Here is a 12,690-nt window from a genome sequence, read left to right as displayed (position 1 = left end):
CCGTCTTTGACATTAGAACGGAAGGGCGGCAAAAGCCGTGTCTCCCGCCCGAAAATGACAATCAGCAGGATCAAAACTTTATTATGTGTGTGTCCCGGAACAGCGCCGGCCGCCTGGCGCAGCTCTTCGCCCTTCTTCTCGCCACCTCGACGCTCGCAAGCTGCGTCACCACGTCGGGGCCAGCCAAGCCGAAGGGACCGGATCCATACTACGTGGCGATGTACGGCCCGCTGCCGAACGAGAAATTCCCACTGGATGCCATCGACATCAGCAAGGTCGACAAGCGCTATCTGCGCCAGCAGGTCGCCTACCAGACGCATGAGCCGCCGGGCACGATCGTGATCGATACCCAGAACCGCTTCCTTTACCTCGTGCAGGATGGCGGCATGGCGATGCGCTACGGCATCGGCGTCGGCAAGGCCGGCCTTGAGTTCGAAGGTGAAGCGCGAATCGCGCGCAAGGCCGAATGGCCGCGCTGGACGCCTACGCAAGAGATGGTGGCGCGCGAGCCGGAACGTTACGGCCCGCTTGCCGGCGGCATGGAGCCGGGCGTGCGCAACCCGCTTGGCCCCCGCGCGCTCTATCTATTCCAGGGCAACCGCGACACGCTGTTCCGCATCCACGGCACGACCGAGGCCTGGTCGATCGGCAAGGCCGTGTCCAGCGGCTGCATCCGTCTCTTCAATCCCGATATCATCGACCTCTACAGCCGCGTACCGGTCGATTCGCGCGTCGTCGTGCTGCAGGCCGAACCGCCGATGACGGAGCCGGCCGGCGGCATTCCCATGGCGAGCGCCGCCAATGGCGGCCTTCCTCCGATGTATTGAGACGCCGAATGCTCAGCCGGGCGCGCCTCAGTGACGCCCGGCGCATTCAGGCACATTAACGCCCGTCGCTCAAGTCGGCGCCGCACTGCAGACGACCGGCCGGCTAGGCCTGCGGCTCGAGCGCCGGCTTGCCTGAGAGTTCGCTGAGGTAATAGCCGTCGCGCAGGTTGATGCCGTATTCGAGCCAGGCCTTCATACAGGCGAGCATCTGCGACCAGCCCTCGCAGTTGACGTAGGAGCTCTTCTGCCCCTGCGCGTTCTCGCGCCAGCCGGTTTCGGCGATCGTCACCATCGTGGCGCCATCCTCCAGCGGCTGGAAGCGCATCTCCACACGGGTCTGGTAGGCATCCTCGCCCTCGGCGACCATGGCGCCCCAGCAAAAGACGATACGCTCGTTGGGCTCGACCACCTCCACCTGGATCGGCACCTCGCCCCACCAGCTCACGGTTGCGCCGGCCACCAGCGGCCCGCTGATGCCGCCGAGCGTCACGAAGTAGCGGCTGAGCTGGTCCGGATTGACGACCGCATCAAATACCTGGGCGACAGGGCGGCCGATCCGTCCGTTCACACGAAATTCAAAGGGCATGGCGTATTCCTCCTGTCGGGGCCAACAAGAGTATGTTATAGAAACATAACATGTCAACCGATTCGAAAGACGACCTGGTATTCAAGGCGCTCGCCAACGGGCTGCGCCGGCAGATGCTCGACGCCATGCGCCAGGAGCCGCAGACCACCGGCATGCTCTGCGAGCGCTTCAGCAATCTCGACCGCTGTACGGTCATGCAGCACCTGAAAGTCCTTGAGCAGGCCGAGCTCGTACTCGTCCGCCGCGAGGGGCGTGAACGCTGGAACCATCTGAACGCATTGCCGATCCAAGCGATCCATGATCGCTGGATCAGCCAGTATGCCGGCCATGCGATGTCGGTGCTGTCCGCCCTGCAACAGGACCTCGACCGGTAACCAGACCGATGGTTTCGGCTTTCAATCGATCGGCTTTCTTCGTATGAACGGCCGATACGTAAATTGGGGACATCGTCGTGCGCTACCTCATCACCGGCACCGCAGGCTTCATCGGCTTTCACCTCGCCAAGCGGCTGATCGACGAAGGGCATTTCGTTGTCGGCTTCGACGGGATGACCCCCTATTACGACGTGACCCTGAAAGAGAATCGGCACGCGATCCTCGCTCGCTCGAACGGCTTCAAGCCCGTCGTCGGCATGCTTGAGGACAGAGACGCGCTGCGCCGGGCGGCCGAGCTCGCCGAACCCGAAGTCATCATCCACCTCGCCGCCCAGGCGGGTGTGCGCTACAGCCTCGAAAACCCGAAGGCCTATGTGGATTCCAACCTGGTCGGCTCCTGGAACATGCTGGAACTGGCGCGGGAGCTTAACCCTAAGCACCTGATGCTGGCCTCGACCTCCTCGATCTACGGCGCCAACGAAAAAATCCCGTTTGCCGAAACCGACCGTGCCGACGAGCCGATGACGCTCTATGCCGCCACCAAGAAGTCGATGGAGCTGATGGCGCACAGCTATGCCCATCTCTACAAGGTGCCGACCACTGCCTTCCGCTTCTTCACGGTCTACGGCCCCTGGGGGCGGCCCGACATGGCGTTGTTCAAGTTCGTCGATGCCATCCACAAGGGACAGCCGATCGATATCTATGGCGAAGGCCGCATGAGCCGCGACTTCACCTATATCGACGACCTGGTCGAAGGCATTCTCCGGCTTTCCCATGTGGCGCCGGCGGAAGAAAACCGCGTGGCGGAGGAAAAGGCCGAGGACACGCTCTCGCGCCAGGGGCCTTTCCGCGTAGTCAACATTGGCGGCGGGCAGCCGGTCGAACTGATGACCTTCGTCGAAACGGTCGAGAAGGCGGTCGGCAAGCCGGCGGTGCGCAACATGCTGCCGATGCAGCAGGGCGATGTGCCCCGCACCTACGCCTCCCCCCACCTTCTCGAAGCGCTGACCAATTTCAAGCCCTCGCTTTCTGTCGAAGAGGGCGTGGCGCGCTTCGCTGCCTGGTACAAGGATTACTACAACGCGAACCGGTGAGCCGCTCACCAGCTACTCCCCACGGATTATTCTGCTGGCGGGACGGCTTGCTTTAAGCGCAATCGAGCATAAATGGGTGTGAACCTGAGCGCATAAGCAATTGCAAAAATACGCAATTGCACGTTCTATGAACTGAGCTCGCTGTGGAACACAACAAGGGAAAGAGCCTATGAAAATCACGATGATCGGCGCCGGCTATGTTGGCCTTGTTTCCGGCGTGTGTTTTGCGGACTTCGGTCACGACGTCGTTTGTCTCGACAAGGATGAGAGCAAGATCGACGCCTTGATGCAGGGGCGCATTCCGATCTTCGAACCCGGTCTCGACCAGTTGGTGGCCAGCAACGTCGCTTCGGGCCGCCTTACCTTCACGACTGATCTCGTTGCCGCCGTCGCCGACAGCGATGTCATCTTCATTGCGGTCGGCACGCCGTCACGGCGCGGTGACGGCCATGCCGACCTTTCCTATGTGCATGCGGCTGCGCGCGAGATTGCCGAGAACCTCAAGGGGTTCACCGTGATCGTGACGAAATCGACCGTTCCGGTCGGCACCGGCGACGAGGTCGAGCGCATCATCCGCGAAACCAATCCGGACGCCGATTTCGCCGTCGTTTCCAACCCGGAATTCCTGCGCGAGGGTGCCGCGATCGAGGACTTCAAGCGGCCCGACCGCATCGTCATCGGCCTTTCGGGCGACGACGCGCGGGCGCGGGACGTGATGACCGAGGTCTATCGTCCGCTCTATCTCAACCAGTCGCCGCTGGTCTTCACCTCGCGCCGCACGTCCGAGCTGATCAAATATGCCGGCAATGCGTTCCTCGCGATGAAGATCACCTTCATCAACGAGATGGCGGATCTCTGCGAGCGGGTCGGTGCCAATGTGCAGGATGTCGCCCGCGGCATCGGCCTCGATGGCCGAATCGGCTCGAAATTCCTGCATGCCGGTCCAGGTTACGGCGGATCGTGCTTCCCGAAGGACACCCTGGCGCTGGTGAAGACCGCGCAGGATTATGACAGCCCGGTGCGACTGGTCGAGACGACGGTGGCCGTCAACGACAACCGCAAGCGGGCCATGGGCCGCAAGGTCATCGCAGCGGCCGGCGGGGACGTGCGCGGCCGCAAGATCGCGATCCTCGGCCTCACTTTCAAGCCCAACACCGACGACATGCGCGACAGCCCGGCGATCGTGGTCGTCCAGACGCTGCAGGACGCTGGCGCCCATGTCATCGGCTATGACCCGGAGGGCATGGAAAACGCGAAGAAGGTGATCGACGGGATCGACTACGCCAGCGACCCCTACGAGGCCGCCAACGAAGCCGATGCGCTGGTGATCGTTACCGAATGGAACGAGTTCCGGGCGCTTGATTTCCGCCGGCTCAAGACCGTGATGAAGACGCCCATTCTCGTCGACCTCAGGAACATTTACCGCGAGGACGAGGTGGTAAAGCACGGCTTCAGCTATTCGAGCGTCGGCCGGTCGCTCTGACAGGAGCGGCTGCGCCCGCTCAGCCCCAAGAAGCTAGGCTTTCGGTATCGGCAAGGGTGGCAGGGTTTCCCAGCTCTTGCCGGCGAGGATGACGCAGCTTCGCCCATTGACGTCGGTGACGATCAGCGTCCAGCTGCCGTTGTCGGCAGCGTAAATCTCCATGATCGCCTGCTGGTTGATCAGCGCAGTTGCCGCCTGCTTCTCTTGATATTGCCGCGTCAGAAACGCGATCACTTCGGACCGGTCGGCACAATTGACCGGAGCCTGGGAGATCGCGGGAACGGGACGCGCCGCCACGCCCGCCGCCAAGAGGGCGACCAATGCCAGGCCGCGGATCGCACTGCCCACCATCACCGAACTCCTTTCACCGGACGCCCGGCGAAGGAGTTTGCGTTGACCTTTCCGTCGCCGGCCGGCTGCGGCATGGGCACAATATGTCCGCGCCGCCCTGCAGTCAGTATGGTGGAAAGGCCAGATTATTACAATTAGCTAATTTATAGAGCATGCGGCCGGGGACGCCGGATGCGCCCGCGGCGAAGGCCTGCCCTATTTGCGCTTCATCGCTTCCATCAGCGCCGCACCGAAGGCGCCCTGAGCCGGTTGCTGCGGCTTCTGCTGGCGCGGCACGGGACCACGATTGTTGTTGCCGCCCGCCGCGCCCGACCGCGGCTCGCGGCCCGTCTCGGCGCCACCATCCTTGCGCATGGTGAGGCCGATCCGCTTGCGCGGAACATCGACCTCCGTGACACGAACGGTCACCACATCGCCGGCCTTTACCACCTCATGCGGATCCTTGACGAAGCGATCCGCGAGCTGGGACACATGCACGAGGCCGTCCTGGTGCACGCCGATGTCGACGAAGGCGCCGAAGGCGGCGACATTGGTCACGGTGCCCTCGAGCTGCATGCCGACCTTCAGGTCCTTGATGTCGTCGATACCGTCGGCGAAGGTTGCGGTCTTGAAGCTCGGGCGCGGGTCGCGACCGGGCTTTTCCAGTTCCGCAAGGATGTCCTTGACCGTTGGCAAGCCGAAGCGCTCGTCGACGAAAACCTTCGGATCGAGGCTCTTCAGCGCGACGCTGTCGCCCATCAGCGCACGTACGTCGCGACCACAGGCAGCAACAATTTTCTTGGCGACACCATAGGCCTCCGGGTGGACCGAGGAGGCGTCGAGCGGCTCTTTGCCGTTGGGAATGCGCAGGAAGCCCGCGCACTGCTCGAAGGTGCGCGCGCCGAGCCGTGGCACGTTCAACAGTTCCTTGCGGCTCGCAAACGGGCCGGTCGCATCGCGATGAGCGACGATCGCCTCGGCGGAGGATTTTCCGAGGCCTGAAACGCGCGCCAGCAGCGGCGCAGAAGCCGTGTTGACGTCGACACCGACGGCATTCACCGCGTCTTCCACCACCGCATCCAGCGAACGGCTGAGCTTCGACTGGTCGACATCGTGCTGGTACTGGCCGACGCCGATTGACTTCGGCTCGATCTTCACGAGTTCAGCCAACGGATCCTGCAGGCGGCGGGCGATCGAGACCGCACCGCGCAGCGAAACGTCGAGGCCCGGGAATTCCAGGGCGGCGGTTTCGGAAGCCGAGTAAACCGAGGCGCCGGCTTCGGAAACGATGACCTTGGTCGGCTTCGGCGCCGGGAGCTGCGAGAGCATGTCGGCCACGAGCTTTTCGGTTTCGCGGCTGCCGGTGCCGTTGCCGATGGCGATCAGCTCCACCTTGTGCTTGCGAATGAGCGAAGCGAGTTCCGCCTGGGTGCCGCGGACATCGTTCTTCGGCGGAAACGGGTAGACGGTTGTGGTTTCGAGCAACTTGCCGGTGCCGTCGACGATGGCGACCTTGACGCCGGTGCGGATGCCCGGATCAAGCCCCATGGTCGCCCGCGATCCCGCAGGTGCGGCCAGCAGCAGATCCTTGAGGTTGCGGGCAAAGACGTGGATCGCCTCTTCCTCGGCGCGCTCACGCAGTTCGCGCATGAGATCGAGCGACAGCGACATGGAGAGCTTCACGCGCCAGGTCCAGCCGATCATCTCGGCAAGCCACTTGTCGCCCGGCAGGTGGCCACCGACATTGTAGGCGGCAGCGATCATGCGCTCGACCGGCTTGACCGGCGAGGTATCATCCTGGTCGACGACGATATCGACGGACAGCACCTCTTCGTTCCAGCCGCGCAGCATGGCCAGGGCGCGATGGCCTGGCGTCGTCGCCCAGCGCTCGGAATGATCGAAGTAGTCGGAGAACTTGGCACCCGCCTCCTGTTTGCCATCGACGACCTTGGCGCGCAGGAAGGCGGCCCCCTTCATGTGGTTGCGCAGGCGGCCGAGCAGATCGGCATTCTCCGTCATGCCTTCGGCGATGATATCGCGCGCACCATCGAGCGCCGTCTTCACATCGGCCACCTCTGCAGTCAGGAAGGCCGCGGCGCGGTCGGCAGGTGCTATGGAGCGATCAGCAAGGATCGCTTCTGCCAGAGGCCCGAGGCCACGCTCGCGGGCGATTTCCGCCTTGGTGCGGCGCTTTGGCTTATAGGGCAGATAGATGTCTTCGAGTTCGGCCTTGGTTTCGACGGCGGCGATCTTGGCTTCGAGTTCGGCGGTCAGCTTGTCCTGGCCGCGGATCGATTCGAGGATCGATGCACGGCGCGCCTCGAGTTCGCGCAGATAGGTCAGCCGTTCCGAAAGCATACGCAGCTGCGTATCGTCGAGCCCGCCCGTCACTTCCTTGCGGTAACGCGCGATGAACGGCACCGTGGCGCCCTCGTCGAGCAGCTCGACCGCCGCGACGACCTGCGAAGGTGTCGCCTTGATTTCGCTGGCGATGATGGCGGCGATGGGTTTTGCAGGGCTGGCCATATGGGAATTCCGTCTTTGCTGTTTGATCGGCGACCATAAAGGCGCAGACCTTGAAGGCCAAGTGAAGGCCTTCAGCGGAAAACCGGAACTCCACAGAAGATGGATCGGCCGCCCCGCTTTCAGACGGGACGGCCGATGGTTCAGCACGCCATGGCGGCAGGCTCGACATGCTCCTGCTCGGGCACGACGTCCCAGGTGTTGACTGGCTCGAGCGGTGGCCGGCGCTTTTCGAACTCGATCAATTGCCGCTCCCTCTCCTCGATATAGCCGCGCGAGGCCGGGACGGCACCGAGAGACGGTGAGATCTGCAGCTGGAAGATGAAGTGCTTGTCGTAGAGGAAGGCCGTCTCCGACGCAGCCAGATAGAACTCCCACATGCGGAAGAACCGCTCGTCATAGAGCTTGATCGCCTCTTCGCGCCGGGCGACGAAACGCTCGCGCCAGGCTTTCAACGTCCAGGCATAGTGCATCGGCAGGATTTCGACATCCTTCACCAGCAGCCGCGTGCGCTCGACGGAAGGCAGGACCTCCGAAATCGCCGGGATATAGCCGCCGGGGAAGATGTACTTCTCGATCCACGGGTTGGTGGCCCAGGGCTTGTAGATCTGGCCGATCGAATGCAGCAGCATGACGCCGTCGGGCTTCAACAGCGCGTTCATCTTGTCGAAAAAGTTGCCGTAGTTGCCGATGCCGACATGCTCGAACATGCCGACCGAGACGATGCGGTCGAACTGCCGGCCCTGCAAAGTGCGGTAGTCCTGCAGTTCGAAGCGGACCCGATCGGAGAGCCCACGCCTGGCGGCACGATCCCGCGAGACCTTCAGCTGCTCTTCGCTGAGCGTAATGCCGGTGACCTCAACGCCCGAGGATTCGGCCAGATACATGGCCATGCCGCCCCAGCCGGAGCCGACCTCCAGCACCTTCTGGCCCGGCTCCAGCAGGAGCTTTGCCGCGATATGCCGTTTTTTGGCGAGCTGCGCGGCATCGAGCGATATGCCCTGCGGTTGAAAATAGGCGCAGGAATATTGCCAGTCCTCGTCGAGGAACAGGTCGAAAAGCTTGCGATCAAGGTCGTAGTGATGGGCGACGTTGTGCCGGTTACGATTGACCGGGATTCGGCTCAGCAATTGCTGACGCGCCACATGCCACAGGCCGGTCATCGTGTTGGTGGCATTGGCCGCGTTCTCGATGCCGTTTTCCTTGACGATCGAGAGCACATCAAAGATGTCGCCCTTCTCGATGACGACACGCCCGTCCATATACATTTCACCGAAACGAAGACCGGGATCACGAACGATCGCCGCCTCCGCCTCCGCATCGATGATGCGGATTGATGCCGGCTTTCCGCTGCCGTCACCCAGGATCACTTTTTCACCGGAAGAAAATACAACCGTCAGGTTACCGTTGCGCACCAGACGGCGAAGCAATGTCAACAATGCTGCATTCATATCCCACCCCTACCAGAGCTACCAAACGTGTCCTGGTGCATGAGAGATGCGAAGGGTCGGCTCTTTCGGGGCTTCAGGAGTGGTTGCGCGGGGCGCATCGGGAACAGGCGCCAGCGCGTCCGGAAGCGGCGAGAACCGGCACGGGCGTAGCCTCACGGGTATCCGGCGGGCACATCGCCGCGAATTCGTCAGGCAGCCGCCATCGGGCTCCTATCCATCAGAACTCAAAATAAGGTAGGAAGCTTCGATCGATTGACAATGGGTTCTTTATGGCCCCTCATAAATTTGTTTCCTTAGCAAATGCTGAGAAACAAACCTAGATTTCAGCGACGCCTAGACCGGGTAGACGCGCGCGGTCATGGGCCCGGTCAAAATCGAGCAGCGGGCCTGCCGGAACGATGCGCGTCGGGTTGATGTGGACGATGCCATAGTAGCCGCGCTTGATATGGTCGATGCGTACGCTCTCGCGGATACCTGGCCACTGGTAGATCTCGCGGAGGTAATTCGACAGCGCCGGATAATCCTCGATCCGGCGGATGTTGCATTTGAACGCCCCGTGATAGGCCGCGTCGAAGCGAACGAGGGTGACGAAGAGGCGGATGTCGGCCTCGGTCAGGTGCTCGCCGGCGAGGTAACGATTGTCCGCAAGGTGGGCCTCCAGTTCGTCGAGCATGCCAAAGAGGCTTGCCACCGCCTCGTCATAGGCGCCCTGGGTCTTGGCGAAGCCGGATCGATAGACGCCGTTGTTGACACGCTCGTAAATCGGGCCGTTCCAGCGGTCGATCTCGGCACGCAGCGCCTCGGGGTAGAAGTCGAGCCGGTTGCCGGTGAGCCCATCGAAGGCCGAGTTCAAGATGCGGATGATATCGGCGGACTCGTTGTTGACGATCCGCCCTTCGCGCATGTCCCAGAGCACGGGAACAGAGACCTTACCGGTGTAGGTCGGATCGCTCGCCACATAGAGCTCGTGATGGAAGCGGATCTTGCCGACGCGCGCGCCGGCATCGACAGGCTCGTCATAGACCCAGCCATCTTCGCCCAGTTCCGGATTGGAAACGGTCAAGCCGACAATGTCCTGCAAGCCCTTGAGATTGCGGAAGGCGATCGTACGCGAGGCCCAAGGGCAGAGATAGGAAACGAACAGGCGGAAGCGCCCGGCCTCGGCTGGCAAGGCCTCCTGCCCTTCCGGGCCCGGCCTGCCATCGGGCGTGATCCAGCGATGAAACCGCGTCGGCTCGCGATGGAACGCGCCGCCCTTCATCTCGCTCGCCGCAACGTCGCCCTTGACCCATTTTCCCTCGACGAGCTGCGGCATCTCTTTCTCCTGGATCGCAAGTCTGTGACGGCTACCTCTCACGGGGCCCGGACCACGGTCAACCGCGCGCGCGGGTGACACATTGTTCGCAATCCGCGACACGCACGCACGCGATACGTGCAAAACAACATCGTCGCGCCACAATGTCGGGCAATCCCGATTCCCAGAGGAGAATCAGGATGAAGAAAGCGCTTGCCATTTTCGTGCTGTTTGTCGCGGTCGTGTGGTTGATGAACACATCGTTGTTCGTCGCGCCGCCGGCGGGCACCGCAAAACTGCTTGCCCACCGAGGCATGCATCAAACCTATCCGAAGGACAACGTCGGCAGGGACACGTGTACGGCAACGATCATCAGGACGCCGGAGCATCCCTATCTCGAAAACACGATCGCCTCGATGCAGGCCGCCTTTGACGCCGGCGCAGATGTCGTCGAACTCGACGTGCATCTGACGCCCGACAGACAGTTCGCCGTCTTCCACGACTGGACGCTCGATTGCCGGACCGAGGCCAAGGGCGTGACCGAGGAAACGCCGATGACGGCGTTGAAGTCTCTCGACATCGGCTATGGCTACACGGCCGACGGCGGCAAGACCTTCCCGTTCCGCGGCAAGGGCGTCGGCCAGATGCCGACGCTCGAGGAGGTGCTGGCCGCCCTGCCCGACCGCAAGTTCCTGATCAACTTCAAGAGCCGGCGCGCCGAGGAAGGCGCTGAACTCGCAACGCGTGTCGACGCGCAACCGCAATGGCGGGAGGCCGTGTTCGGCGTCTATGGCGGCGAGGAGCCGACCCGCGAGACGCTGAAACGCCTGCAAGGGATGCGAGGCTACGACCGGACGTCGACGATGGCGTGCCTGACCCGTTATCTCGGCTACGGCTGGAGCGGCCTGATGCCGGACGCGTGCAAGAACACGTTTGTGATCGTGCCCGGCAATTATGCGCCGCTTCTCTGGGGCTGGCCCGACCGTTTCGCTACACGGATGAAGGCGGCCGGAAGCGAGATCATCCTGCTCGGCCCCTATGGCGGCGGCGATTTCACCACCGGCATCGACACGATGCAGGATCTGGAAATGGTACCGCCAGGGTTCTCCGGCTACATCTGGACCAACCGGATCGAGATGATCGGCCCGGCGCTCGCAAAGCGGCAGGTCGCTGACGCCGGTACGAACTGACACGGGCAGCCGACTTGCCTGCGGCAAGCTTCGACCCTATGGCTTTGAGCAACCGTCGAAGCTGGCCGCAGCGGCGGACTCAACACCGCGGAAGGCAAGCGCATGAACGTCACGATCTACCACAACCCCGCCTGCGGCACCTCGCGCAACACGCTGGCGATGATCCGCAACGCCGGTATCGAGCCGACGGTGGTCGAGTATCTGCAGGCGCCGCCGTCGCGGCAGGCGCTGGAAAAGATGATTGCCGATGCCGGCCTGACGGTGCGGGACGCACTCCGCGAGAAAGGCACGCCCTATGTGGAACTCGGGCTTGGCGAGCCCACGGTCAGCGACGAACGGCTGATCGACGCAATGATGGCCCACCCGATCCTCATCAACCGCCCCTTCGTGGTGACGCCGATCGGAACGCGGCTCTGCCGTCCATCCGAACGGGTGCTCGACATCCTGCCGGACACGCACAAGGGCCCGTTCTCGAAGGAGGACGGCGAACCGGTTCTAGATGCAAAAGGAAAGTGCATAGCGGGCGCCTGAGTCCGCCTGCGTTTGATACGGCACCCGTTTCAACGGGTGCCGTAAAACATCACACCAAACGGTGTGCGTGCGGCCTTATCGCGGAAATTCCAGGCCCATTTCGCGGAAGCGCTCGGGGTCGTCGCCCCAGTTTTCGCGTACCTTGACGAACAGGAACAGGTGCACCGGCTGCTCAAGGATTTCGGAGATCTCCTTGCGCGATGCGGTCGAGATCGCCTTGATCGCATCGCCGCCCTTGCCAAGCGCGATCTTCTTCTGGCTCTCGCGCTCGACGTAGATTACCTGCTCGATGCGCACCGAGCCGTCCTTGCGCTCTTCCCACTTCTCGGTTTCGACATGCGAGGCATAGGGAAGTTCCTGGTGCAGCCGCAGGAAGAGCTTTTCGCGGGTGATTTCAGCGGCAAGCTGGCGCATCGGCAGATCGGAGATCTGGTCTTCCGGATAGTACCAGGGGCCTTCTGGCAGCGTCTCAGCCAAGTAATCCATCAGATCCGTGCAGCCCGAGCCGTTCAGCGCCGAGATCATGAAGGTGCGCTCGAACTTGATCGTCTCGTTGGCGGCAGCCGCCAGCTTCAAGAGGTCTTCGGGACGCACCTGGTCGATCTTGTTCAGCACCAGGATCTTCGGCTGGTGCACTTCCTTCAGCCCCTCGAGGATCGCTTCCGCATCGCCCTTCAGGCCGCGTTCGCTGTCGATCAGGAACATGATCACATCCGCATCCTTGGCGCCGCCCCAGGCGGTCGTGACCATGGCGCGGTCGAGCCGGCGGCGCGGCTTGAAGATGCCGGGCGTGTCCATGAAAACGATCTGGGCGTTGTCATGAATGGCAATGCCACGCACGATCGCGCGCGTCGTCTGCACCTTGTGGCTGACAATCGAAACCTTGGCGCCGACGAGGCGGTTGACCAGGGTCGACTTGCCTGCGTTGGTCGCTCCGATCATCGCCACGAAGCCCGAGTGGGTCGGCGCGCCTTCGGCGGCCGTATCTTTTTCCATGTCCGTCATGT

12 protein-coding genes are annotated in these 12,690 nt (G+C 62.6%); 6 read left to right on the top strand and 6 right to left on the bottom strand.

What is annotated here, in order from left to right; all coding sequences use genetic code 11:
• Nucleotides 1–83 precede the first annotated feature (83 nt).
• Nucleotides 84–827 (top strand): L,D-transpeptidase, encoded by a 744-nt coding sequence (locus IB279_RS05840; RefSeq protein ID WP_034804083.1) that lies wholly within the window; start codon nucleotides 84–86, stop codon nucleotides 825–827.
• A gap of 103 nt (nucleotides 828–930) precedes the next feature.
• Here IB279_RS05840 and IB279_RS05835 read toward each other — a convergent pair whose 3' ends face one another.
• Entirely contained in the window at nucleotides 931–1,413 is a 483-nt protein-coding gene (locus IB279_RS05835) for an SRPBCC domain-containing protein (protein WP_192339126.1), read from the bottom strand.
• Between the two features lie 50 nt (nucleotides 1,414–1,463).
• Here IB279_RS05835 and IB279_RS05830 point away from each other — a divergent pair, with 50 nt between their 5' ends.
• The 3 genes from IB279_RS05830 (at nucleotide 1,464) to rkpK (ending at nucleotide 4,364) form a co-directional block, all read left to right on the top strand.
• Entirely contained in the window at nucleotides 1,464–1,787 is a 324-nt protein-coding gene (locus IB279_RS05830) for a helix-turn-helix transcriptional regulator (protein ID WP_034804089.1), read from the top strand.
• A 77-nt stretch (nucleotides 1,788–1,864) separates the two neighbouring features.
• On the top strand, nucleotides 1,865–2,881 hold the full coding sequence (locus tag IB279_RS05825; RefSeq protein ID WP_034804092.1) for an NAD-dependent epimerase: 1,017 nt from the start codon (nucleotides 1,865–1,867) through the stop codon (nucleotides 2,879–2,881).
• Between the two features lie 169 nt (nucleotides 2,882–3,050).
• Nucleotides 3,051–4,364 carry a UDP-glucose 6-dehydrogenase gene (gene rkpK / locus IB279_RS05820; RefSeq protein ID WP_060522103.1) on the top strand — a complete coding sequence of 438 codons (1,314 nt, stop codon included), beginning with the start codon at nucleotides 3,051–3,053 and terminating at the stop codon, nucleotides 4,362–4,364.
• A gap of 33 nt (nucleotides 4,365–4,397) precedes the next feature.
• Here rkpK and IB279_RS05815 read toward each other — a convergent pair whose 3' ends face one another.
• From IB279_RS05815 to IB279_RS05800, 4 genes are all read right to left on the bottom strand, one after another.
• On the bottom strand, nucleotides 4,398–4,715 hold the full coding sequence (locus IB279_RS05815; protein ID WP_034804097.1) for a hypothetical protein: 318 nt from the start codon (nucleotides 4,713–4,715) through the stop codon (nucleotides 4,398–4,400).
• 195 nt (nucleotides 4,716–4,910) lie between these two features.
• Nucleotides 4,911–7,220, bottom strand: a complete 2,310-nt coding sequence (locus IB279_RS05810) for a Tex family protein (RefSeq protein ID WP_113189662.1) — start codon at nucleotides 7,218–7,220, stop codon at nucleotides 4,911–4,913.
• Between the two features lie 140 nt (nucleotides 7,221–7,360).
• Entirely contained in the window at nucleotides 7,361–8,668 is a 1,308-nt protein-coding gene (locus tag IB279_RS05805; protein ID WP_113189663.1) for a cyclopropane-fatty-acyl-phospholipid synthase family protein, read from the bottom strand.
• 316 nt (nucleotides 8,669–8,984) lie between these two features.
• Nucleotides 8,985–9,983 (bottom strand): glutathione S-transferase family protein, encoded by a 999-nt coding sequence (locus IB279_RS05800; RefSeq protein WP_113189664.1) that lies wholly within the window; start codon nucleotides 9,981–9,983, stop codon nucleotides 8,985–8,987.
• A 179-nt stretch (nucleotides 9,984–10,162) separates the two neighbouring features.
• Here IB279_RS05800 and IB279_RS05795 point away from each other — a divergent pair, with 179 nt between their 5' ends.
• Together IB279_RS05795 and arsC are read left to right on the top strand one after the other, a co-directional pair.
• Entirely contained in the window at nucleotides 10,163–11,152 is a 990-nt protein-coding gene (locus IB279_RS05795; RefSeq protein ID WP_113189665.1) for a glycerophosphodiester phosphodiesterase family protein, read from the top strand.
• Between the two features lie 102 nt (nucleotides 11,153–11,254).
• Entirely contained in the window at nucleotides 11,255–11,683 is a 429-nt protein-coding gene (gene arsC / locus IB279_RS05790) for an arsenate reductase (glutaredoxin) (protein WP_113189666.1), read from the top strand.
• A gap of 75 nt (nucleotides 11,684–11,758) precedes the next feature.
• Here the strand turns inward: arsC and era are convergent, their stop codons facing one another.
• Nucleotides 11,759–12,688, bottom strand: a complete 930-nt coding sequence (era, locus tag IB279_RS05785) for a GTPase Era (protein ID WP_034804323.1) — start codon at nucleotides 12,686–12,688, stop codon at nucleotides 11,759–11,761.
• Between the last annotated feature and the right edge of the window lie 2 nt (nucleotides 12,689–12,690).

It is taken from the genome of Ensifer sp. ENS06 (genome assembly GCF_014852205.1).
Classification (GTDB): Bacteria; Pseudomonadota; Alphaproteobacteria; order Rhizobiales; family Rhizobiaceae; genus Ensifer; species Ensifer adhaerens.
This window is presented reverse-complemented; position numbering and strand designations above follow the sequence as displayed.

What these genes read in the sequence shown, in the direction of transcription:
- IB279_RS05840 (WP_034804083.1), top strand. Translation starts at nt 84, where the DNA reads ATGTGTGTGTCCCGGAACAGCGCCGGCCGCCTGGCGCAGCTCTTCGCC.
- IB279_RS05835 (WP_192339126.1), bottom strand. Translation starts at nt 1,413, where the DNA reads ATGCCCTTTGAATTTCGTGTGAACGGACGGATCGGCCGCCCTGTCGCC.
- IB279_RS05830 (WP_034804089.1), top strand. Translation starts at nt 1,464, where the DNA reads ATGTCAACCGATTCGAAAGACGACCTGGTATTCAAGGCGCTCGCCAAC.
- rkpK (WP_060522103.1), top strand. Translation starts at nt 3,051, where the DNA reads ATGAAAATCACGATGATCGGCGCCGGCTATGTTGGCCTTGTTTCCGGC.
- IB279_RS05815 (WP_034804097.1), bottom strand. Translation starts at nt 4,715, where the DNA reads ATGGTGGGCAGTGCGATCCGCGGCCTGGCATTGGTCGCCCTCTTGGCG.
- IB279_RS05810 (WP_113189662.1), bottom strand. Translation starts at nt 7,220, where the DNA reads ATGGCCAGCCCTGCAAAACCCATCGCCGCCATCATCGCCAGCGAAATC.
- IB279_RS05805 (WP_113189663.1), bottom strand. Translation starts at nt 8,668, where the DNA reads ATGAATGCAGCATTGTTGACATTGCTTCGCCGTCTGGTGCGCAACGGT.
- IB279_RS05800 (WP_113189664.1), bottom strand. Translation starts at nt 9,983, where the DNA reads ATGCCGCAGCTCGTCGAGGGAAAATGGGTCAAGGGCGACGTTGCGGCG.
- IB279_RS05795 (WP_113189665.1), top strand. Translation starts at nt 10,163, where the DNA reads ATGAAGAAAGCGCTTGCCATTTTCGTGCTGTTTGTCGCGGTCGTGTGG.
- arsC (WP_113189666.1), top strand. Translation starts at nt 11,255, where the DNA reads ATGAACGTCACGATCTACCACAACCCCGCCTGCGGCACCTCGCGCAAC.
- era (WP_034804323.1), bottom strand. Translation starts at nt 12,688, where the DNA reads ATGACGGACATGGAAAAAGATACGGCCGCCGAAGGCGCGCCGACCCAC.